This is a genomic window from Bradyrhizobium sp. 138 (assembly GCF_023074075.1).
In the GTDB taxonomy this organism is placed as follows: Bacteria; Pseudomonadota; Alphaproteobacteria; order Rhizobiales; family Xanthobacteraceae; genus Bradyrhizobium.
Genome location: NZ_JADPKT010000055.1, coordinates 117,418 through 138,530, shown reverse-complemented (window position 1 = coordinate 138,530; position 21,113 = coordinate 117,418). Strand labels below are relative to the sequence as shown.

Here is a 21,113-nt window from a genome sequence, read left to right as displayed (position 1 = left end):
CCTTCTATTGGCGGTGATGCTCGAAGCTGGTGCATAACAGATCGACCTCCGCCTCCGCGATCGGCGAGCGGAACAGGCGGCAGCTGAATTCGGCCGTCGCCTTGCTGTCGGTGGTGGTGCGCTCTTCCCGGAGGAAGATGCATCGCTTGCAAACGTCGGTATGGTGCCGCTGCTCGGCCGCGTCGGACTGATCCAGCACGTGCCGGAAGGTGTCGCGGAAGCGGATCTTGACCTGGTCGTCGAGCACGGCAATCGCCTCGACGAGAACGCTCGCGGGATCGCGCACCAGGAACTTCTTGCCCTGCTGCGTCACGCTCAGCATCACCGAGCGCTTGTCGGTGGCCGAGCGTTTTCGCTCGAGATAACCGAGCCGCTCGAGCTCGCCGATGATGAACGAGGCGGTGCCGCGCGTGGTGCCGACGTAACTGGCGAGCGCCGAAGGCGTCCGGGAAAAACGGTTGGCGCGGGAGAGGAAGCGCAGCGCCATCCACTCACGGTCGCGCAAGCCGTGCTTGGTGCCTTCGAACCACAGGATTCGTGCGACCTGCTCCAACAGTTCAATCGATTCGCGAGCCAAATTCATTTCGGTTCCGGTCGGATAAAGCTTTATTCAATTGAGCTCTGGGGAAGCGCAATCTCAGTGGCGAGAGTGAAGAGTGAAGTCCGCAGGCGGCCTTCGTCCGTTGCCGGACGGCGACCGTGCGTGGGGGGAAGACGATCTCCGTGGCTGGAGATGGAACTTCCGGATGTGGAACTAGGGCGCCGCGAAGAAAGGCCGAGTAAATCGCGCGGCTCGAATCCTCTGAAAATTTCAATCAAATGACCGCGGTTCGCGGCCTGGATTACGATCGCGCGCAGCAGCCGGGCAACATGATGCATCGTTGCGGCCGCCATCGAGCCCCTTTGTTGCGGGCGACCGTTGCGATTGCGCGCGGGAGCGAAGTGTCCGCAACATCTGACCATGCGGAGCGCGGCGGAAGAACCCCCATTCTCGGTTAATGGATGTTGCGTTGCAGCGCGACCGCGCGGTTAAATCGGGCACACGATCAAATCCGGGAAGCCGCTGCTTGGCCTAGAGCCTCCTGCTCGCAGGCTGGTGACTTGCGTTTCCCCGGCAACTATTGGCGAATGCGTCGCCCTCGGGGCACGATAGGCAGCAGCAAGGGACTACCGATGAGCTTCGAAACCACCATGACGTCCGACGTCGTCGGATTGACAAAAGTCGCCCCGGTCTCGCGCCGTGGATTCATGAGCGCCACCGCGGCGCTTGCCGCCGGGTACACGCTTGCGGCCGGGCCGGTGCGCGCCGAGGTGATCACGACCGACACCAATGGTCTCCAGGCTGGCGACGCCAGGATCAAGGTCGGCTCCGAAGAAATGCCCGCCTACTTCGCCCGTCCTGCCGGCAGCACCAAGGCGCCGGTGATCATCGTGGCGATGGAGATTTTCGGCCTGCATGAATACATCAAGGACGTGACGCGGCGCCTCGCCAAGCTCGGCGCCTTCGCAATCGCGCCCGACTATTATTTCCGCAAGGGCGTCGATCTCACCAAGGTCACCGAGACCAAGGACCTGTTGCCGGTCGTCAACGCCAAGCCGGACGCCGAGCTATTGTCCGATCTCGACGTGGCGGTGGCGTGGGCGGGATCGCAAGGCGGTGACGCCGCCAAGCTCGGCATCGTCGGCTTCTGCCGCGGCGGCCGCACGGTCTGGGAATATGCCGCCCACAGCGGCACCCTCAAGGCCGGCGTTGCCTTCTACGGGTCTGTGGTCGATCCCGCCAATCCGCTGTGGCCGAAGAGCCCGATGCAGCTCGCGCCCGAGATGAAGGCGCCGGTTCTCGGCCTCTATGGCGGCGCCGACACCGGCATTTCCGTCGCGCAGGTCGAGCAGATGAAGGCCGCGCTCGAGCAGAACAAGAAAACGGCCGAATTCAAGGTCTACCCCGAAGCGCCGCACGGCTTCCATGCCGATTATCGCGGCAGCTACCGCAAGGACGCGGCGGAAGATGCCTGGAAGCAGGCGGAAGCCTGGTTCAAGAAGTATGGCGTGTTGAGCTGACGCTGGATCCTCTACCTATTGGGCGGCCCAATCGGCCGCCCTTTTCATTTTCAGTGCAACGATCTCACTTCGTTATCGCGCCATAGACGATGTCCTGAACCTGCTCGCGATAATATTTCCTGAGCTCGCCCGGCGCCGCCGTCCCCACGACGACGACGAGACGCTCCTTCGGATCGCAGAAGAATTGCGTTCCGTAGGCACCGTTCCAGGTGAACTCGCCGGGATTGCCGGGGACCGATGACAGCCCCTCGCTGGTGCGGACCGCGACCGAAAGGCCAAAGCCGAAGCCGCCGCGATGCGGCTCGACGTTCGCCACGTTGTTCTTGATCTCGGGGCCAAGGTGGTTGGTCGTCATATGATGCACGGTCTTCGGACCGAGGATGCGCTGGCCGTCGAGCTCGCCGCCGTTGAGCAGCATCTGCCCGAAGCGGAGGTAGTCGCCGATCGTCGCGAACGAGCAGGCGCCGCCACAATCGAACTTGGTCGGCGTGTCCAAGAGCTTGATCGCCTGCGGCTTGCCGGTCAGCGGATCGTTGGCAAAGGGACGGGCGAGGCGAGGGCGCTGCGCCTCGGTCGGATGGAAGGTTGCATCCTTCATGCCGAGCGGCTGCCAGACATTGGCGGCGAGATAATCGCCGAGCTTCTGCTCGCTCACTTTCTCGACCACGGCACCAAGCACGTCGATCGAAAAGCCGTATTCGAACTCGGTCGAGGGCTGGTGCGCCAGCGGCAGTTTGGCGATGCGATCGATGAAGGCCTGGGTGTCGCCTTCGATCGCCGGCGCGACGCCGTCAGGGTATTGCCGCGCCACCGGGCTCGATGAGTCGGGGCGGCCGCCATACATCAATCCGGACGTGTGCCGGTAGAGATCGTGGATGAAGATCGGTGAGGCCTGCGGCGCGAGCTTGAGCGAGCCGTCGCTCTGGGGCACGCCGACCTTCATGTCGGCAAAGCCGGGATAGTAGTCGGACAGCTTGGCCTGAAGCGGCAACTGGCCTTTTTCCATCAGCGTCAGGCCCGCGACCGCCGCCATCGGCTTGGTCATCGAGGCCAGCGCGAAGATCGCGTCGATCGGCATCGGCGTGCCCTTGTCCGGATCGAGCTGGCCGTAAGCCTTGTAGTGCACCAGCTTGCCGTCGCGCGCGACGGCGACGACCGCGCCGGGCACGCGCTTGGCGGCGATCTCGCGCGCGAAGAAACTGTCGAGGCGCCCAAGGCCCTGACTGGAGAAGCCGACATCATCAGGATTGGCTTCGGGCAGCGGTGCGGCGCGCGCTGCACCGAGCGTGATGACGGCAGCCGCCGTCGCGATCATGGCGATCGTCTTGTTCATTGCGTCCTCCCAAGGCGCGCGGGCTCGTTGTGTGAGTGGCCCGCTCGATGCCTAGATCACGTCCGCACTGATGCGAAGTCAAGCGCGGGCGGGGCATGACTGGGACGCGCCGGGGATTTCCGGAACCCTATCGTCCCTCGCCTGCGCGCCACAGCGCATCGAGGCCGTGCCGATAGGCCGGGTGGACAAGCGTGACGCCGAGCTCGCGCTTCAATTTCGCGTTGGAGACGCGGGCACTGCTGGCATAGAAGCTGCGGGCCATCGCCGACATCTCGGCCGTCGCGAACGCCTCTTCGGGCGGCGGCGCAACGCCCATGAGCTCAGCCGCATAAGCGATCACGTCCTGCGGCGGCGCGGGCTCGTCATCGCAGACGTTCCAGGTGCCGCCGCTTCCGTGGTGAATGGCGGCCATGATCGCGCTTGCGATGTCGTCGACATGGATGCGGTTGAAGACCTGGCGGGGCTTGATGATGCGCCTCGCCGTGCCCGCCCGCAGCGTCGCCAGCGCGTTGCGGCCGGGGCCGTAGATGCCCGCAAGCCGCAGGATCGCGGCATCGCCGCGCGCCGCGTCCATCCAGGCCTGCTCGGCGGCCACCCGCATGCGCGCGCGCTCGAGGGTGGCCTGCGGCGGGGTGCTCTCGTCGACCCAGCCACCGCCGTGATCGCCGTAGACGCCGATGGTGGAGAGATAGACGATCTTGCGGCGGCGCGCCGCCAGCACGTCGCCGAACGCGGCGATGGCGGGATCGCCGGTGCTGCCGGGCGGGATCGACACCAGAACGACATCGGCCTCGCCAATGCGTTCGGCCACCGTGCGATCCGGATCGCTGCCGGAAAAAGCATGCACCTCGATGCCGGCGATATCACCCCGCTGCGCAGGATCCCGCAGCGTGCCGGCGACGTGCGAGAAGGCGCCGCCGAATTTGCCGACGAAATGCCTTGCGCTGTAGCCCAAGCCGAGAATGAAGAGCCGCATGCCTCTGCCGTGCCGGTCGGAGTTCCCTTCGCGCTTGCTGCGCGTCCCCGCTCATAAGAGATTTTTGGGTCCGGCAAAAGATATTGCGATTTGTCTCGCCTCCTGTCTCGGGCGATCTTCGCCCGTTACAGGGAGGCACCGATCATGCAGGCAGACGCGCTCGCTTTCGCACCGGCGGACGCAGCCGAACTGATCCGGCGCGCGGCCGCGCTGATCTTCGACGTCGACGGCACCCTCGCCGAGACCGAGGAGCTGCATCGGCAGGCCTTCAACCATGCCTTCGCCCGCCACGGTCTCGACTGGCAGTGGGACCGCGCTGTCTACAAGGACCTGCTGCGGGTGACCGGCGGCAAGGAGCGTGTGCGCGCCTACCATGCAAGGCTGCCGATCGCTCGGCCATTGCCGGATGCGGACATCGCCGCGCTTCACCGCATCAAGACCGCGCATTACGCCGAGCTGATTGAGACCGGCTGCTGTCCGTTAAGGCCGGGCGTGATCGAGCTGCTCGCCGCGGCGAAGTCACGCGGCCAGCGGCTTGCGATCGCGACCACGACCTCGCACGGCAACATCGATGCGCTGCTGTCGCAGGCGCTGGGAACGAACTGGGCCGCAGAGTTCGAGGTGATCGTCGCCGGTGACGACGTCAGGCACAAGAAACCCGCGCCGGACGTCTATCTCGAAACGCTGGCACGGCTGAAGCTGGACGCGGCCGACTGCGTCGCGATCGAGGATTCCGCCAACGGGCTGATCGCGGCCTCGCGCGCCGGCATTCCGGTTCTGATCACCCGGAGCATGTTCTTTGCGGATGATGATTTTGCCGCGGCGCAGTGCGTGCTGGACGATCTGTCGAAACTCGTCGCCGGGCAAAGAACGGGGAACCAAAAGGAGGATACATCGAGCTGCGAGGCAGAGAGCCTGCTCTCGTTCACCACATTTAAACCTTAAGATTCTACGAAGAGTACTCAGCCACAGGCCGCAGGAACATGCCGACAGCCTTCGTACAGAAGCCATCCCTGGACTTCGGGCAATGAAGGTTTGGCAGACCAGCTGCATCGTGGCTGTTATCGCATCCGTGGGACTTTATCTGGCTGCCGGCAACAGGCCAGCCGCGACGGCGCCGGATGTCATGCCCGAAGCGGCAGCGAGCATGGCGTCGCCTGCGAACATGGTGACACCTGCCTTGTACGCAGAGGCATCCGCCAGACTTGCGGCAGCGCTTTGGTCAGAAAGAGCGGCGCCTGGCTCGGAGACGTCAGCAGGTTCCGGGCCGTTGAGGCCCGAAGCCGAGATCGTCGATGAATCCGCCGCGCCAAAATTGGCGTCGTTGGGACAGGATGTCGTCCAACCGCTGCCGCCAGAACGCGACGCGTCTGGCGAGGCTCCGAAAGCGGCGTCGGCCCAGGATTTTCGTTATCTGGTCTACTATGTCTGGTCCGAACTGCCGCCCGTCGAGAAACCGGCGGAGATCGTCTTGCGTGCGTTCAAGGACATTCCGGTCGGAACGCCGGCCGAAGAGATCAAGCGCGCCTCCGACGCGTTTGGTCTCGATTTCAATTTCATGATGGCGGTCGCCAAGATCGAGTCCGGCTTCAACCCCAATCAACGCACCGGGTCGTATATCGGGCTTTTTCAGCTCAGCCACTATGAGTTCGGGAAGTTCGGCTTCGGGCAGATTCGCAGTCCGCGGGATAACGCCGTCGCGGCCGCCTACAAGATCATCACCGAAGGCGTCCAGTTCGGGTGGATCACGCACCGGACGCCGGACATGAGCGATCTTTACCTGATCCACCAGCAGGGCTGGGAAGGCGCCGCTGAGCACATCAGCAAGCCCGCTCGCCTCGCCTGGAAATCCATGTGCGCCAGCAGCGAAGGCAAGGAGAAGGGCGAGCGGTGGTGCAAGCGCGCAATTTGGGGCAATGCACTTCCGGCCTTCAAGCGCACCTGGAAATCGGTCGAGAACGTGACGTCAGAGGCGTTCGTCGGCATGTGGCGCGGCCGGGTCGCTGAATTCTACACGAAGTACGTGGCGACTGCTGCCGCTGCGGCAAGCCAATAATTCCGTTGTCGGCGGGGGTTAGCTGAAAAGGATAAGCCGATCTGGACGCCTGCTGTCGGCAGTAGACCGGACGCGGTGCCGCGGCGGCCCGGACCGCTGCTTGTGACCCATGGCGGACAAGGCGCTCTACAATTCCGTGCTGAGCTGACATGCAACTCGCCACGTCCTAATTTTCAGGGTGAGGGCCTTCGACCGTCCATCGCAGTCTCGTCTTCAAGCGGAGAAAGCAGTCTTCACAGACCCAGTTGTCGCTCGGATAGGCGCCAGCCGTATAGCCTTTCCTTAACCTCCCCGGGACGCCGTCGGAGAATTTATCCCAACAGGCAGCGCAGTGATCGTGATCCCATCGGGGATTGTCGCAAGGGCGCGTCCAATTGGAACGACGCCAAGTCATTCCTTCAAGGCTGCGTAGATAATCAAGCTTATCGTCATCCGTCAAAGAACGCCGCCCTGAATTGATGGCCGCATCATACACCAATTTAAGGTGCCATGCGCGCCTTTGACCTTCGGTTGCACTTAGCGAATGCAAGCGCCAAATCCGCTTGTGGCCCTTAGCGGTCATCGGTCGACAACGCTTCGAAGCCTGCCTTCAAAGGTGTAACAGACTCGTGCTGAATTGTGAGCACGCGACTTAGACCGCGCCCGCCCGCTTGCCGCGTTCAGTGGACGCGGTGGCTCGCTCTATCGTCTTCAGCCTGCTCCACAATCTGCGCGATCGGGCTCGACTGGTGATGCACCAGGCGCCAGTCGTCCCCGACGCGGCGAAAATGGTTGGCGGCGGCCAAAGCGGTGCCGTCGACGATCTCGATGCAGAGCACGCGGGCGCTGTCGCCGTCGATGATCGCCTGCGGTTCGGCGCAGACGATCTGCGGCCGCTCCGGATTCTGCAGGATGTCGCGCCAGCTTCCGATCACGGTGGCGCGACCGATGATGGCCGGCCAGCCCGGATGGATGCAGGAAATGGTATCGTCATCCGCCCACATCCGTTCCATGCCGGCGAAGTCGCCGGTCGAAAACGCGGCGTAGAAGGCCGCGTTGGCGGCGATGATCTTGCTGTCCTTTGCCATCGCTTCCGGGTGGAGCAAGGCCAAGCAAAAATCAAGCGCGACTTCCGTCGATTTTGGCCGCAGTGCAGCATTGCCCGGTCATGCCGAGACGAGCGCCGCCACCGCCTGCCGCGCGCCGCCCTGATAGAGTTGGCCGAGCGCCGTGGTCACGGCCTCGCGCAGGCGCGGCTCGGAACCGAGCGGCCCAAACACCTTCTCGATCCCGAGCAATGCGGGCGCGAGCCGCTCGGCAACAGGTCCCGCCTCACGCGCCAGCGCGGCGAATTCGGCGACGAGCGGATCGCGAACGTCGATGGCGCGGCCCTGCTCGTCTGTTGCGGTGACGTAGCGCATCCAGCCGGCCACCGCGAGCGCATGGGTGGCGATCGGCAAGTCCTTGCGCAGGCGATCCTGCATGGCGCCGAGCAGGCGTTGCGGCAGCTTTTGCGAGCCGTCCATTGCGATCTGCCAGGTGCGGTGATGCAGCGCCGGATTGGCGAACCGCTTGAGCAGCGAGGCGCGATAGGCGGCGAGATCCGTGCCCGACGGCATCGTCAGCGTCACCGCGGCCTCCTCCATCACCTGCGCGGCGAGGCGCGCGAAATGCGGATCCTGCATGGTGTCGGCGATGGTCTCATAGCCGGAGAGATAGCCGAGATAGGCCAGCGCCGAATGGCTGGCGTTGAGCAGCCGCAGCTTCATCAGCTCGAACGGCTTGACGTCGCTGACGAGCTCGACGCCGGCGGCGGCGAGATCCGGCCGGCCCGCCGTGAAGCGGTCCTCGACCACCCATTGCGTGAAAGGCTCGGTCATCACGGGCCAGGCGTCGCGCATGCCGAGCGCATTGGCGACTGCATCGCGGTCGCTACCCGTCGTCTCCGGCACGATGCGGTCGACCATGGTGGAGGGGAACGCGACATTTTCCGCGATCCATTTGCCGAGATCCTTCGACCGCAGCGCGGCAAACTGCGTGACGATGCGCTGCACGGTGTGGCCGTTGGCGGCGAGATTGTCGCAGCACAGCACGGTGAAGGGTGAAAGCCCCTGTGCCCGCCGGCGTGCCAGCGCCGCCACGATGAAGCCCGGCGCCGAGCGCGGCGCATCGAAATTGTTGAGATCGTGCACGACGTCGGGATGCTGTTCGTCGAGATCGCCGGTCTGCGGCGTGTGGCAATAACCCTTCTCGGTGACCGTCAGCGAGACGATGCGAATGGCGGGATCGGCCATCCGCTCGACCAGGGCTGCCGGGTTTTCGCGCGCGACGACGCTGTCGAGCAGCGCGCCGATGACGCGGTGCTCGGTGCCTTCGGCGGCTCGTGTGGCGACGGTGTAAAGATGATCCTGCGGGGCGAGGGCGTCGCGCGTATCCGGGCTGCGCAGGCTGGCGCCGATGATGCCCCAGGACGTGGCGCCGCCAGCAAGGCAATCGTCGATGATGACCGCCTGATGCGCGCGATGAAAGGCGCCGAGACCGAGATGCACGATGCCGGGCGTGATGCGCGAACGGTCGTAGGCCGGGCGGCGGACGCCATCTGGCAGCCGGTCGAGATTGGCGCGGCCAAGGCGCGTTGAACCTGGGCGCATGGACGTCTCCCTTTGCTTTGCCGCTGCTTGACATGGCGCCCGTATCAGGTCAATGCTCCGGTCAATTGGTAAGACCAATTTTCCAAAATTGGCAGGCCGCGGGCTGGAATGTCCCGCGCGACCCATTCGGGAGGACCAGCGTGCCGCTGGAAGCTGTGGAGGCGAGACGGCTTTATCGCCAGGTCGCCGATCAATTGCGAAGCCTGATCGACAGCGGCGAGTACGCGGTCGGCAGCCGCTTGCCGACCGAGCGTGAGCTCGCCGAGCAGCTCAAGGTGTCCAGGCCGACCGTGCGCGAAGCCCTGATCGCGCTCGAGGTCGAGGGGCGCCTGCGCATCCGCGTCGGCTCCGGCATCTACGTGATCGAGCCCGCTTCAGTTGCCGCGCCCGCAGCCGCATCCGTCATCGAGGGGCCGTTCGAGCTGCTACGCGCCCGTGAATTCCTCGAAAGCGCCATCGCCGAACAGGCCGCGCGCGTCGCGACCAGGGACGATATCGCCCGCATCGATGCCTCGCTGCTCGCGATGGAGAAGGTCGAGCATCCCGGCGAGGCCTCGATGGTGCACGACCGCGCGTTCCACGTCGCGATCGCCGGAAGCCTCGGCAATGCCGTGCTGGTGCGCGTGGTCGGCGAGCTGTTCGACCAGCGCCTCAATCCCTATTTCGCGCAGCTTGCGCATTATTTCGAGAGCCCGGGCACCTGGCGCACCGCGCTCGACGAGCATCGCGCCGTGCGCGAGGCGATCGCAGCGCACGATCCGGACGCCGCACGCGAGGCGATGCGAAAACATCTGGCGCGCTCGCAAGAGCGCTTCGCGCAGAATTTTGGCGCCGAGACCGCGGCGGGATCGTCGTCCGGCCGCGCCGCGCGACCCGCGGCAAAACCGCCAAAACCGAAACATGCGCCGAAGAAGCGGGCTGCCGGCAGCAGCGCGCGGCGAGGATGAGATTGGACGGCCCGCATCCGTGCCGGGGCGGGTGAACAAGAAGCAGACTTGAACGATGGAGGAAAAGTCGATGTTGAAGAAGATGACGATTGCAGCCATGATCTCCGCCGCCACGCTGTTGGCGGCCACCCAGGCCAGCATGGCGCAGACCAAGCTCAAATGGGCCCATGTCTACGAGACCTCGGAGCCGTTCCACACCGCTTCGGTCTGGGCCGCGCAGGAGATCGGCAAGCGCACCAACGGGCGCTATGCGATCGACGTCTATCCGGCCTCGCAGCTCGGCAAGGAGGCCGACATCAACCAGGGCCTCTCGCTCGGCTCGGTCGATATCATCATCTCCGGTTCGAGCTTCGCGGCCAAGAGCTTCCCGCCGATCGGCGTGACCTACTATCCCTACACCTTCCGCGATGCCGATCATTTGCTCGCCTACACCAAGAGCGACATCTTCAAGGAGCTCGCCAAGGGCTATGAGGACAAGAGCGGCCACCACATCGTCGCGGTGACCTATTACGGCGTGCGCCAGACCTCGTCGAACAAGCCGATCAAGACCTGCGCCGACATGAAGGGCCTGAAGATGCGCGTGCCCGACGTGCCGGCCTATCTCGCCATGCCGCGCGCCTGCGGCGCCAACACCGCGCCGATCGCATTCGCCGAAGTCTATCTCGCGCTCCAGAACGGCACCGTCGAGGCGCAGGAGAACCCGCTGACCACGATCGAGGCCAAGAAGTTCTACGAGGTGCAGAAGCACATCGTGCTGACCGGCCACATCGTCGATCACCTCAACACCGTGATCGCCGGCGCGCTGTGGAAGAAGCTCTCTGACGAGGACAAGAAGATCTTCACCGACGTGGCGCAGGAAGCCGCCGCCAAGGCCACCGGCGAGATCAAGCAGAACGAGGCCAAGCTGGTCGCCTTCTTCAAGGACAAGGGCTTGAGCGTCACCGAGGTCGACAAGAACGAGTTCCGCGACACCGTGCTGAAGAACGTCGCGTTCGAGACCTTCGGCTATCGCAAGGCCGACTGGGAAAAGATCCAGGCGGTGAAATAAGCAAGACCTCATGGTGAGGAGCGCGAAGCGCGTCTCGAACCATGATGGCTCCGATCTCGCCCGGGGCCATCCTTCGAGACGCTTGCTTCGCAAGCTCTTCAGGATGAGGAGCGGAGCGAGCGTGAGACAGTAGAACAAAGACGTCATTCCGGGTTCGACGCTGACGCGTCGCCCCGGAACGACGTGAGCGAGTTTGAGGAGCAATCCATGTCGACCGCCGAAATCCACCGGCAGATCACCGCGGACGAGATCGCCCATACGTTCGAGGAGGAGGCGACGCCGAAAGTCGATCTCGGCGTCTACGCGTTCGAGGACTGGGTGGCGCTCGCGATCTTCTGGGTGATGGCGCTCGCCGTCTTCCTCCAGTTCTTCACCCGTTACGTGCTCAACGACAGCTACGCCTGGACCGAGGAGATCGCGACCTATTGCCTGATCGGGGTGGTCTTCATCGGCGCCTCGATGTGCGTGCGGTTGTCGCGGCACATCCAGGTCGATCTCGTCTACCGCTATCTGCCCCATGCCGTGGCGCGGGTGCTGTCGACACTGATCGACCTGATCCGGATCGCCTTCTTCGGCTACGCCACCAAGCTGGTCTGGGTCTACATCCAGATCATCGGCGACGAACAGATGACCACGATCAACTTTGCCAAGAACTACGTCTATTACGCCGTGCTGCTCGGCTTCGTGCTGATGTTCGCACGCTCCGTGCAGGTGGCCATCCAGAACTGGCGGCAGGGCTACTCGGTCCTCGAACGTCCCGGGGCCTACGACGGATCGGAAGGATAAGACCATGCTGCTGTTGCTCGGAGGTTTTCTCGTCCTGATGCTGCTCGGCGTTCCCGTGGCGATTGCCATGGCCGCGTCGTCGCTGCTCTACATCCTCGTCAGCGGCGTGACGCCCGACGTTACGCTGGCGCAGCGCATGATCGCCGGCGTCGAGAGCTTTCCGCTGCTCGCCGTGCCGTTCTTCATCCTGGCTGGCAATCTCATGAACATCGCCGGCGTCACCGGGCGCATCTACAAATTCGCCGTCGCACTGGTGGGCTGGATGCGCGGCGGCCTCGGCCACGTCAACATCATCGGCTCGGTGATCTTCTCCGGCATGTCCGGCACCGCGATCGCGGACGCCGCCGGTCTCGGCACCATCGAGATCAAGGCGATGAAGGACCATGGCTACTCCACCGAGTTCTCGGTCGGTGTCACCGCGGCCTCGGCGACGCTCGGCCCCATCATCCCGCCGTCGCTGCCCTTCGTGATCTACGGCATGATGGCGAACGTCTCGATCGGCGCGCTGTTCCTCGGCGGCGTCGTTCCGGGCGTCGTGCTGACGCTGTTCATGATGGCGACGGTCACCTACTTCGCGCATAAGAACAAATGGGGCAGCGACACGCCGTTCTCCTGGCCGCAGCTCGGCTCGGCCGGGCTCGAGATCCTGATCGTGCTGTCGTTCCCGATGGCGATCTGGCTGATGGTGATGGCCGGCCTCTCGGTCAACGTCGCGGTCGTCATCGGGCTCGGCACGCTGCTGGTGATCGACTGGTATTTCGACTTCTCGGCGGTGATGGCGCTGATGGCGCCGGTGATCCTGATCGGCGGCATGACGCTCGGCTGGTTCACGCCGACGGAAGCCGCCGTCGCCGCGGTGATCTGGTCGCTGTTCCTCGGCCTCGTGCGCTACCGCACCATGACATTCAAGACGGTTGCCAAGGCGACGTTCGACACCATCGAGACCACGGCCTCGGTACTGTTCATCGTCACCGCCGCCTCGATCTTCGCCTGGCTGCTGACGGTGTCGCAGGCAGCCCAGATGCTGTCGGACTGGATGCTCAGCATCACCCACAACAAATGGGTGTTCCTGGCGCTCGCCAACGTGCTGATCCTGTTCGTCGGCTGCTTCATCGACACCACGGCGGCGATCACCATTCTGGTGCCGATCCTGCTGCCGATCGTGCTCAAGCTCGGCATCGATCCCATTCATTTCGGCCTGATCATGACGCTGAATCTGATGATCGGCCTGTTGCATCCGCCGCTCGGCATGGTGCTGTTCGTGCTCGCCCGCGTGGCAAAGCTCTCGGTCGAGCGCACGACGGTGGCGATCCTGCCCTGGCTGGTGCCGCTGATGCTCGCGCTGATCGCGATCACCTTCATTCCCGACCTCACCCTCTGGCTGCCGAAATATATGGGACTCTCCAAATGACCTCCAAAACTCTCGCCGCAACCCTGTTCGGCCCCGAAGATCTGCGCATGGTCGAGCATCCGCTCGATAAGCTCGCAGACGGCATGGTGCGCCTCCGCTTCGGTGCCGGCGGCATCTGCGGCTCGGACATGCACTATTTCCGCCATGCCCGCACCGGCGATTTCGTGGTGAAGTCGCCATTGGTGCTCGGCCACGAGATCTCGGGCGAGGTCGTGGAGATCGCAGGGGCGGCGGCGAACCTGAAGGTCGGCGACCGCGTCGCCGTCAACCCGTCGCGCTGGTGCGGCCGTTGCGTCGCCTGCGGCGAGGGCCGGCCGAACCTGTGCGAGAACATCTACTTCATGGGCTCGGCTTCGAAGACGCCGCACATGCAGGGCGGCTTCGCCAATTACTTCGACGCGATCCCGGCGCAGTGTGTGAAGATCCCGGATCACGTCTCCTATCAGGCCGCGGCGCTGGCCGAGCCGCTCGCGGTTTGTCTGCACGCGGTCGCGCGTGCCGGCAATATCGAAGGCAAGCGCGGCATTATCTTCGGCGCCGGTCCGATCGGGCTTCTGACCATGCTGGCTGCGCACCGCGCCGGCATGGCCGACATCACCGTCGCCGATATCGCCCCGGCGCCGCTGGCTTTTGCGACCAAGCTCGGCGCCTCGCATGTCGAGAACGTCTCGGGTGGCGAAGGAGGCTTGAAGGCGCAAGCAGCGTCGCGACCCTACGACGTCGCCTTTGAAGTCTCGGGCACGGCCGCGGGCCTTGCCAGCGCCATTGGCATCGTCAGGCGCGGTGGCATCGTGGTGCAGATCGGCAATCTGCCGGGCGGCCAGATCCCGACGCCGTCGAATGCGGTGATGGCCAAGGAGATCGACCTGCGTGGCTCGTTCCGCTTCGGCTTCGAATTCGCAACTGCGGTGGAACTGATCTCCAACGGCAGCGTCGACGTGCTGTCGCTGGTCACCGCCGAGCGTCCGCTCTCGACCGCGCCGGACGCGCTCAGGCTGGCACTCGACCGCTCGCAGAGCGTCAAGGTCGTGCTGACCGCGAACTGATTGGGAGAATGGGCATGATGCTGGAGGGATGGCGCTGGTACGGGCCCGATGATCCCGTCTCGCTCGATGACGTCAGGCAGGCCGGGGCGAGCGACATCGTCTCGGCGCTGCACCAGGTGCCGATCGGGGAGGCCTGGACGCGCAAGGCGGTCGAGGAACGCAAGAATTTCATCGAGAACGGCCAGCCCGGCCGCTCGCAGCTGACATGGTCGGTGGTGGAATCGATTCCGATCCCCGACGACGTCAAGCGTCTGGGTGGCAAAGCGACGAAGTCGATCGAGGCGTGGATCGCCAGCCTGGAGGCGGTCGCCGCGTCCGGCATCAAGATCATCTGCTACAATTTCATGCCGGTTGTGGATTGGTGCCGCACCGATCTCGAATGGGAGCTGCCGAACGGCGCTCGTGCCATGCGCTTCGACCAGGACCGCTTTGCCGCGTTTGAGCTGCATATCCTGAAGCGTCCGGCGGCCGCTCTGGAATATTCGCCCGAACAACAAGCCCGCGCGAAAAAACTGTTCGAGCAGATGAGCCAGGCCGATATCGACTATCTCGTCATGGTCATCGCCAGCGCGCTGCCGGGCTCGACCACCGAGCCGATGACCATTCCGCAATTCCGCGACCGGCTGGAAACCTATCGCGACATCACGCCAAAAATCCTGCGGCAGCATCTCGCCGAATTCCTGGCGCGCGTGACGCCGGTCGCCGAGCAGCTCGGGGTGTCGCTGACGCTCCATCCGGACGATCCGCCACGCCCGCTGTTCGGTCTGCCGCGTATTGCCTCCTCCGCCGACGATTATCAGGCGCTGTTCGACGCCGTCCCGTCCAAGGCCAACGGCATCTGCCTGTGCACAGGCTCGCTCGGCGTGCGCGCGGAGAACAACCTGCCCGAAATGGCCGAGCGCTTCGGCCCGCGCATCGCCTTTGCGCATCTGCGCGCGACCAAGCGCGAGTCCGACGGACTGTCGTTCTACGAGTCCGATCATCTCGATGGCGACGTCGACATGGTCGCGGTGCTGAAGGCGCTGCTGAAGGAGAATGCGCGACGCTCGCCCGACAGGAGAATCGTGTTCCGTCCCGATCACGGCCACCGCATGCTGGATGATCTCGCCGCCACCAAGCGCACCAACCCCGGCTACACCGCGATCGGCCGCCTGCGCGGCCTCGCCGAGCTCCGCGGCGCGATCAGGGCAATCGAGCATCGGTAAGGCCAAAGCTCTCTCCACACCGTCATTGCGAGGAGCCCTTGCGACGAAGCAATCCAGAGTCTTTCCGCGGAGGGATTCTGGATTGCTTCGCTACGCTCGCAATGACGTTGAGGGACGGGGACCTTCATCCCAACACCGCTTGCTCAGTGACACGCCTCCTCGATTCAGAGGTGCCCGATCGCAAAATCCGCCGCCGTCTCGGCGTGAATGGCCGTGGTGTCGAACGTCTCCACCGAAATGTCGTCAGGGCCGACCAGCATCGTAATCTCGGTGCAGCCGAGGATGATGCACTCCGCGCCGGCGGCGACCAGCGCTGCCATCACGTCCTGGTAGCGCCGGCGCGAGGGATCGGCGACGATCCCAAGGCACAACTCGTCGTAGATGATCCGGTTCACATCGGCGCGCCCCTCAGTGGGTGGAACCAGCACGTCGAGATCATGCGCGCGCAGCCGGTCGACGTAAAAGTCCTCCTCCATCGTGAACTTGGTGCCGAGCAGTCCGACCCGGCGGTATCCTTTCGCCCGGATCCGCTGCGCCGTCGCGTCGCCAAGATGAATGAATGGAACGGTCACGTTCGACATGATGGCGGGCGCCAGCTTGTGCATCGTGTTCGTGCACAGCACGATCGCTCGCGCGCCGGCGTCTTCAAGACGCCGCGCGACCTCCGCCAGGCTGGCCGCCGCCTCAGCCCAGCGGCCCGCATACTGCATCTGCTTGATCGCCTCGAAATCGTAGGAATACATCAAAATCGGGGCGGAATGCAGCTTGCCCATGCGATCACGCACCCGCTCATTGATCAGCCTGTAGTAAAGCGCCGTGCTCTCCCAGCTCATGCCCCCGATCAGGCCGATGGTCTGCATTCCGGTATCCTCGATGATGTGGTCCGGCCGGACCGTAAACGAAAACGTCGAAGCGCGGTAGCCGTCGCAAGCGCATGCTCACCCGGGGCTTGCGCAATCGTGCCTGTGTTGGCCTCTGTCAACCCATGTGCGCAAAAATATTCCGCTTTACCGAAATTCGGTTTCGGCGTATGTGTCGGCCATCCTGATCCGGCGAAAGGGGCGGTCGTACGTCGTTTCGAACCGCGGATCGGGGAGCGGTGGACGCGGCAGCGTCGTGCACGAATGGCGGGAGCAGGGCGGGATCACCCCCGTGAGGTCCTGATCGCGTGCGGACGAGCGGCGCTGAAGCGTACGGCCAAATCGCGTGGTCCTGGCTGTCGATGCTACAGCCAAGCCTTGCGGAGGTGCGCTGAGCCCAACCGGGCGACGCGCGCCGTCAATTCGCGAGGTGACGGAGGCAAGCAGGAACTCGTCTCCGGGGAGAGCGCGCCATACGCCGTCAAACATCGCGCAGGGAAGGCCGGACGTTCTCGGCTTCACCTGTCCATCCGTTGTGCATGGCGTGTGCATTCTCATCGCACGACGGACAGCGGGTGCCAGCCGGCGCCCGGCCTTCCCTGCGCCCTTTCGCAATGAGGGCATGATGCGAAGAGCAAAACTCGGGCGCAAGGCGCCGCGAGGATGTGAAGGCACGTCTGCGCATCACAACCGCCGACATCGTAGGGTGGGCAAAGCGCAAGCGTGCCCACGCATCTCGTGTCGCGATTGAATTTTGGTGGGCACGGCGCTGTGCGCCTTTGCCCACCCTACGGTACTGTGTCTATTGAACAGAGGTCTCGTGCCCGGACGCAGCGCAGCGACCCTTCGACGATGCGCTGCAGAGCCGGGGCCCATCCTGCCGCGTGCCGTGCGAGCCGGCGGTCGTGCAAACGGCAGGGATCGGCATGACGCCTGTGCAGGCTATGGGGGGCTTTCGACCTTGCGCGCTCCATTAGGCTGTCTTACGCAGGTCCCGAATAGTAGCGCATCGCCAAAGCCCTGAGGGAGCCGACATGACCATCCGCAACACCCGCACCGGGGGCCAGATCCTGATCGATCAGCTCGTCGCGCAAGGCGTCGAGCGCGTCACCTGCGTGCCGGGCGAGAGCTATCTGGCCGCGCTCGATGCGCTGCATGACAGCCCGATCGACGTCATGATCTGCCGCGCCGAGGGCGGCGCGGCGATGATGGCGGAGGCTTATGGCAAGCTCACCGGGCGGCCCGGAATCTGCTTCGTCACCCGCGGCCCCGGCGCCACCAATGCCAGCCACGGCGTCCACATCGCGATGCAGGATTCGACGCCGATGATCCTGTTCGTCGGCCAGGTCGACACCGGCATGCGCGAGCGCGAGGCGTTCCAGGAGCTCGACTACAAGGCGGTGTTCGGCACCATGGTGAAATGGGCGGTCGAGATCGATCGTCCCGATCGGATTCCGGAGCTGGTGGCGCGCGCCTTCCGCGTCGCCATGCAGGGCCGCCCCGGTCCCGTGGTGATCTCGCTGCCGGAGAACATACTGACCGAGACCGCGGCCGTTGCCGACGCCATGCGCATCGAGCCGGCGGTGAGCTGGCCCGCACCATCGGATATCGAGCGTGTCGGTGCGATGCTGGCGAGCGCCAAGGCACCGCTGGTCATCCTCGGTGGCTCGCGCTGGACCGAAGAGGCGACCAGGAGCATCGCGCGCTTTGCCGAGCGGTACGACCTGCCGGTCACGACCTCGTTCCGCCGCGCCTCGCTGATCGATGCCGATCATTCGCACTATGCCGGTGATCTCGGCATCGGGCCGAGCCCGGGCCTGAAGGCGCGCATCGACAATGCCGACGTCGTTCTTCTGATCGGCGGCCGCATGTCGGAAATGCCGTCCTCGTCCTACACGCTGCTCGACATTCCCAATCCGAAGCAGAAGCTGATTCACGTGCATCCGGGCTCCGAGGAGCTCGGCCGCGTCTATCAGCCTGACCTCGCGATCCAGGCGACACCGGCTGCGTTCGCCGCGGCGGTCGAGACGCTGAAGCCTTCAGGCGCGGTGGCCTGGAAGGGCGAAGCCGCCAAGGCGCATGCCGATTACCTCGCCTGGACCGAGAAGGCGCGCGAGCTGCCGGGCACGTTCCAATACGGCCAGGTCATGACCTGGTTGCGGGACCGCCTGCCCAAGGACGCCATCCTCTGCAACGGCGCCGGCAATTACGCCGGCTGGATCCATCGCCATCACCGCTTCCACAGCTTTGCCGCCCAGCTCGCGCCGACCTCGGGCTCGATGGGTTATGGCGTGCCGGCGGCGGTGCTGGCGAAGCGGCAATATCCGGATCGTACCGTCGTCGCCTTTGCCGGTGACGGCTGCTTCCTGATGAACGGTCAGGAGTTCGCGACGGCCGTGCAATATGATGCGCCGCTGGTCGTCATCATCGTCGACAATTCGCAATATGGCACCATCCGCATGCATCAGGAGCGCGACTATCCCGGCCGCGTCGTCGGCACCCAGCTCAAGAACCCGGATTTTGCGATGTACGCGAAGGCGTTCGGCGGCCATGGCGAGCGCGTCGAGCGTACCGAGGAATTCGCGCCGGCGTTCGAGCGTGCGCTGGCCTCCGGCAAGCCGTCGATCCTCCACTGCATCATCGATCCCAGAGCAATCTCGGTCGGCAAGGATTTTGCGCCCGCGGTGAAGGCGTAAAGCGATGGCGACCGGCCGCCACGTCGCCATCATCGGTGCCGGCGCGGTCGGGGTGATCAGCGCTATCGAGGCGCTGCGCGAGGGCCATCGCGTCACGCTGATCGATCCGGGCGAGCCCGGCGGCGAACAGGCGGCGAGCTATGGCAATGCCGGCTGGCTGTCGTCGCATTCGGTGATCCCGCCGGCCGAGCCGGGCATCTGGAAGAAGGTGCCGGGCTATCTGATGGATCCGCTCGGCCCGCTCGCGATCCGCTGGTCGTATTTGCCGAAGGCGCTGCCGTGGCTGATCAAGTACCTGCTCTCGGGCTGGACCGAGGCGCGGGTCGAGACGACGGCGTTCGCGTTGCGCGATCTGCTGAAGGACGCGCCGCTGCTGCACAGGAAGCTGGCGGAAGAGGCGGGCGTCCCCGAACTGATCGAGCGCAACGGCGTGATGCATGTCTTCACCTCACGCGGCAATTTCGACAACGATCTCGGCTGGCGCCTGCGCAAGAAGGTCGGCGTCGAATGGCTGGAGCTCTCCGCCGACGAGATGCGTCAGCGCGAGCCTGATCTGCATCCGCGCTACACCTTCGGCGTGGTGGTGGAAGGGGCCGGCCGCTGCCGCGATCCCGGCGCTTATGTCGCAGCCCTCGCCAATCATGCGATCGCCAGCGGTGCCAAGCACGTGCGGGCCAAGGCGACCGGCTTGAGGCTCAACGGCGATAAGCTCGTGGCAGTTCTCACCGAGACCGGCGAGATCGCCTGCGATGCCGCGGTGATTGCCGCCGGCGCGCGCTCGAAGCAGCTCACGGCCTCGATCGGCGATCCCCTGCCGCTGGAGACCGAGCGCGGCTATCACGTCATGATCGAGAACCCGGAATCGGGGCCGCGCAGCTCGATGATGGCGTCGGATGCCAAGATGGTGGTGAACTGGACCAACAAGGGCCTGCGCGCCGCCGGCACCGTCGAGATCGCCGGCCTCGAGGCCGCCCCGAACTGGAAGCGCGCGGAGATCCTGCGCAATCACCTCGTCAGCATGTTCCCCAAACTGCCAAAGGACATCCCGACGTCGCGCATCAAAACCTGGTTCGGGCATCGGCCGAGCATGCCCGACGGACGTCCCTGCATCGGCTATGCGCGCGCTTCGCGCGATGTCGTGTATGCTTTCGGGCATGGCCATGTCGGCCTGGTCGGTTCGGCCCGCACCGGCCGGCTCGTCGCCCAACTCGTCAGCGGCAAGACGCCCGAGATTCCGCTTGCGCCCTTCGCCCCCGATCGTTTCCTCTGAGATCGCACCATGACCGCTTCAGCCCATTCATCCTCGCGTATCGCCCGTGGCGGCAAGGCCATCTATGGCGCGCCGCTCGGCATTTTGATGCTGGAAGCGCGCTTCCCCCGCATTCCCGGCGACATGGGCAACGGCACGACCTGGCCGTTCCCGGTGCTCTATCGCGTGGTGAGCGGGGCATCGCCGGAGAAAGTGGTGCTGAAGGGTGCGGCCGGTCTGCTGCCTGATTTCATCGATGCGGCGAAGGATCTGGTGCGGCTGGGCGCCGAGGCCATCACCACCAATTGCGGCTTTCTCTCGCTGTTCCAGAAGGAGATCGCGGCCGCCGTCGGCGTTCCCGTTGCGACCTCGTCGCTGATGCAGGTGCCGTGGGTGCAGGCGACGCTGCCGCCGGGTAAGCGTGTCGGCCTCGTCACGGTGTCGGGCTCGACCTTGACGCCGGCCCATCTCGAAGGCGCCGGCGTGCCGCTCGACACCCCAATGGTCGGCACCGAGAACGGCAAGGAGTTCTTCCGCGTGCTGATCAAGGCCGAGAAGGACGACATGGACATCGCGCAGGCCGAGCGCGACGTGGTCGAGGCCGGCAAGGAACTGGTCGCCAAAAACCCCGACGTCGGCGCCATCGTGCTCGAATGCACCAACATGCCGCCCTATGCGGCAGCGCTTCAGGCCGAAGTCGGGTTGCCGGTCTACGACATCTATTCCATGATCACCTGGTTTCATACTGGACTACGCCCGCGCGTCTTTGCGTGAACACGTCCAAGAGATCGTCACAAGTCCTGGAGTGA

At 64.8% G+C, this 21,113-nt stretch carries 18 protein-coding genes; 12 read left to right on the top strand and 6 right to left on the bottom strand.

The features are described 5' to 3' along the window. Positions 1-4 precede the first annotated feature (4 nt). A complete protein-coding gene (locus IVA79_RS19585) occupies positions 5-583 on the bottom strand; it encodes a MarR family transcriptional regulator (RefSeq protein ID WP_247555650.1) in 579 nt (192 codons plus the stop codon). A gap of 590 nt (positions 584-1,173) precedes the next feature. On the opposite strand from IVA79_RS19585, the gene IVA79_RS19580 reads away from it, so the two are divergent. Beyond that, positions 1,174-2,061 carry a dienelactone hydrolase family protein gene (locus IVA79_RS19580; protein WP_247555648.1) on the top strand — a complete coding sequence of 296 codons (888 nt, stop codon included), beginning with the start codon at positions 1,174-1,176 and terminating at the stop codon, positions 2,059-2,061. 64 nt (positions 2,062-2,125) lie between these two features. On the opposite strand, the gene IVA79_RS19575 is transcribed toward IVA79_RS19580, so the two are convergent. Both IVA79_RS19575 and IVA79_RS19570 read right to left on the bottom strand, forming a co-directional pair. Then, complete coding sequence (locus IVA79_RS19575) at positions 2,126-3,394, bottom strand: serine hydrolase domain-containing protein (RefSeq protein ID WP_247555646.1); 1,269 nt, start codon at positions 3,392-3,394, stop codon at positions 2,126-2,128. Positions 3,395-3,521: 127 nt separating this feature from the next. Continuing rightward, positions 3,522-4,370, bottom strand: coding sequence for an SDR family oxidoreductase (locus tag IVA79_RS19570; RefSeq protein WP_247555644.1), 849 nt, complete (start codon positions 4,368-4,370; stop codon positions 3,522-3,524). 144 nt (positions 4,371-4,514) lie between these two features. Between IVA79_RS19570 and IVA79_RS19565 the strand changes: the two genes are divergently transcribed. Continuing rightward, the gene (locus IVA79_RS19565; protein ID WP_247555641.1) at positions 4,515-5,315 is read left to right on the top strand and encodes an HAD family hydrolase; all 801 of its coding nucleotides are present in this window, start codon (positions 4,515-4,517) and stop codon (positions 5,313-5,315) included. An 82-nt stretch (positions 5,316-5,397) separates the two neighbouring features. Next, positions 5,398-6,426, top strand: coding sequence for a transglycosylase (locus tag IVA79_RS19560; protein WP_247555639.1), 1,029 nt, complete (start codon positions 5,398-5,400; stop codon positions 6,424-6,426). Between the two features lie 659 nt (positions 6,427-7,085). Here IVA79_RS19560 and IVA79_RS19555 read toward each other — a convergent pair. Further along, positions 7,086-7,493 carry a nuclear transport factor 2 family protein gene (locus IVA79_RS19555; RefSeq protein ID WP_247555757.1) on the bottom strand — a complete coding sequence of 136 codons (408 nt, stop codon included), beginning with the start codon at positions 7,491-7,493 and terminating at the stop codon, positions 7,086-7,088. A gap of 78 nt (positions 7,494-7,571) precedes the next feature. Next, positions 7,572-9,056 (bottom strand): mannitol dehydrogenase family protein, encoded by a 1,485-nt coding sequence (locus IVA79_RS19550; RefSeq protein ID WP_247555636.1) that lies wholly within the window; start codon positions 9,054-9,056, stop codon positions 7,572-7,574. Between the two features lie 140 nt (positions 9,057-9,196). On the opposite strand from IVA79_RS19550, the gene IVA79_RS19545 reads away from it, so the two are divergent. The 6 genes from IVA79_RS19545 to uxuA all read left to right on the top strand — a co-directional run bounded on the left by IVA79_RS19545 (position 9,197) and on the right by uxuA (position 15,499). Then, complete coding sequence (locus IVA79_RS19545; protein ID WP_247555634.1) at positions 9,197-10,003, top strand: FadR/GntR family transcriptional regulator; 807 nt, start codon at positions 9,197-9,199, stop codon at positions 10,001-10,003. A 70-nt stretch (positions 10,004-10,073) separates the two neighbouring features. Beyond that, a complete protein-coding gene (locus IVA79_RS19540) occupies positions 10,074-11,051 on the top strand; it encodes a sialic acid TRAP transporter substrate-binding protein SiaP (protein WP_247555632.1) in 978 nt (325 codons plus the stop codon). Between the two features lie 207 nt (positions 11,052-11,258). After that, positions 11,259-11,837, top strand: a complete 579-nt coding sequence (locus tag IVA79_RS19535; protein WP_247555631.1) for a TRAP transporter small permease — start codon at positions 11,259-11,261, stop codon at positions 11,835-11,837. A 4-nt stretch (positions 11,838-11,841) separates the two neighbouring features. Then, positions 11,842-13,248, top strand: a complete 1,407-nt coding sequence (locus tag IVA79_RS19530; RefSeq protein ID WP_247555629.1) for a TRAP transporter large permease — start codon at positions 11,842-11,844, stop codon at positions 13,246-13,248. After that, a complete protein-coding gene (locus IVA79_RS19525) occupies positions 13,245-14,294 on the top strand; it encodes an L-idonate 5-dehydrogenase (RefSeq protein WP_247555627.1) in 1,050 nt (349 codons plus the stop codon). Before IVA79_RS19530 ends, IVA79_RS19525 begins: the two co-directional genes overlap by 4 nt. A gap of 14 nt (positions 14,295-14,308) precedes the next feature. Further along, on the top strand, positions 14,309-15,499 hold the full coding sequence (uxuA, locus tag IVA79_RS19520) for a mannonate dehydratase (RefSeq protein WP_247555625.1): 1,191 nt from the start codon (positions 14,309-14,311) through the stop codon (positions 15,497-15,499). Between the two features lie 164 nt (positions 15,500-15,663). Here uxuA and IVA79_RS19515 read toward each other — a convergent pair whose 3' ends face one another. Then, entirely contained in the window at positions 15,664-16,359 is a 696-nt protein-coding gene (locus tag IVA79_RS19515; protein WP_247555623.1) for an aspartate/glutamate racemase family protein, read from the bottom strand. 1,034 nt (positions 16,360-17,393) lie between these two features. Here IVA79_RS19515 and IVA79_RS19510 point away from each other — a divergent pair. Genes IVA79_RS19510 through IVA79_RS19500 form a run of 3 tightly spaced genes read left to right on the top strand, consistent with a single transcriptional unit; the run spans position 17,394 to position 21,078 of the window. Continuing rightward, positions 17,394-19,055 (top strand): thiamine pyrophosphate-binding protein, encoded by a 1,662-nt coding sequence (locus tag IVA79_RS19510; protein WP_247555621.1) that lies wholly within the window; start codon positions 17,394-17,396, stop codon positions 19,053-19,055. A gap of 4 nt (positions 19,056-19,059) precedes the next feature. Then, positions 19,060-20,325 (top strand): FAD-binding oxidoreductase, encoded by a 1,266-nt coding sequence (locus IVA79_RS19505; protein WP_247555619.1) that lies wholly within the window; start codon positions 19,060-19,062, stop codon positions 20,323-20,325. Between the two features lie 9 nt (positions 20,326-20,334). Beyond that, on the top strand, positions 20,335-21,078 hold the full coding sequence (locus IVA79_RS19500) for an aspartate/glutamate racemase family protein (RefSeq protein WP_247555618.1): 744 nt from the start codon (positions 20,335-20,337) through the stop codon (positions 21,076-21,078). Positions 21,079-21,113 lie beyond the last annotated feature (35 nt).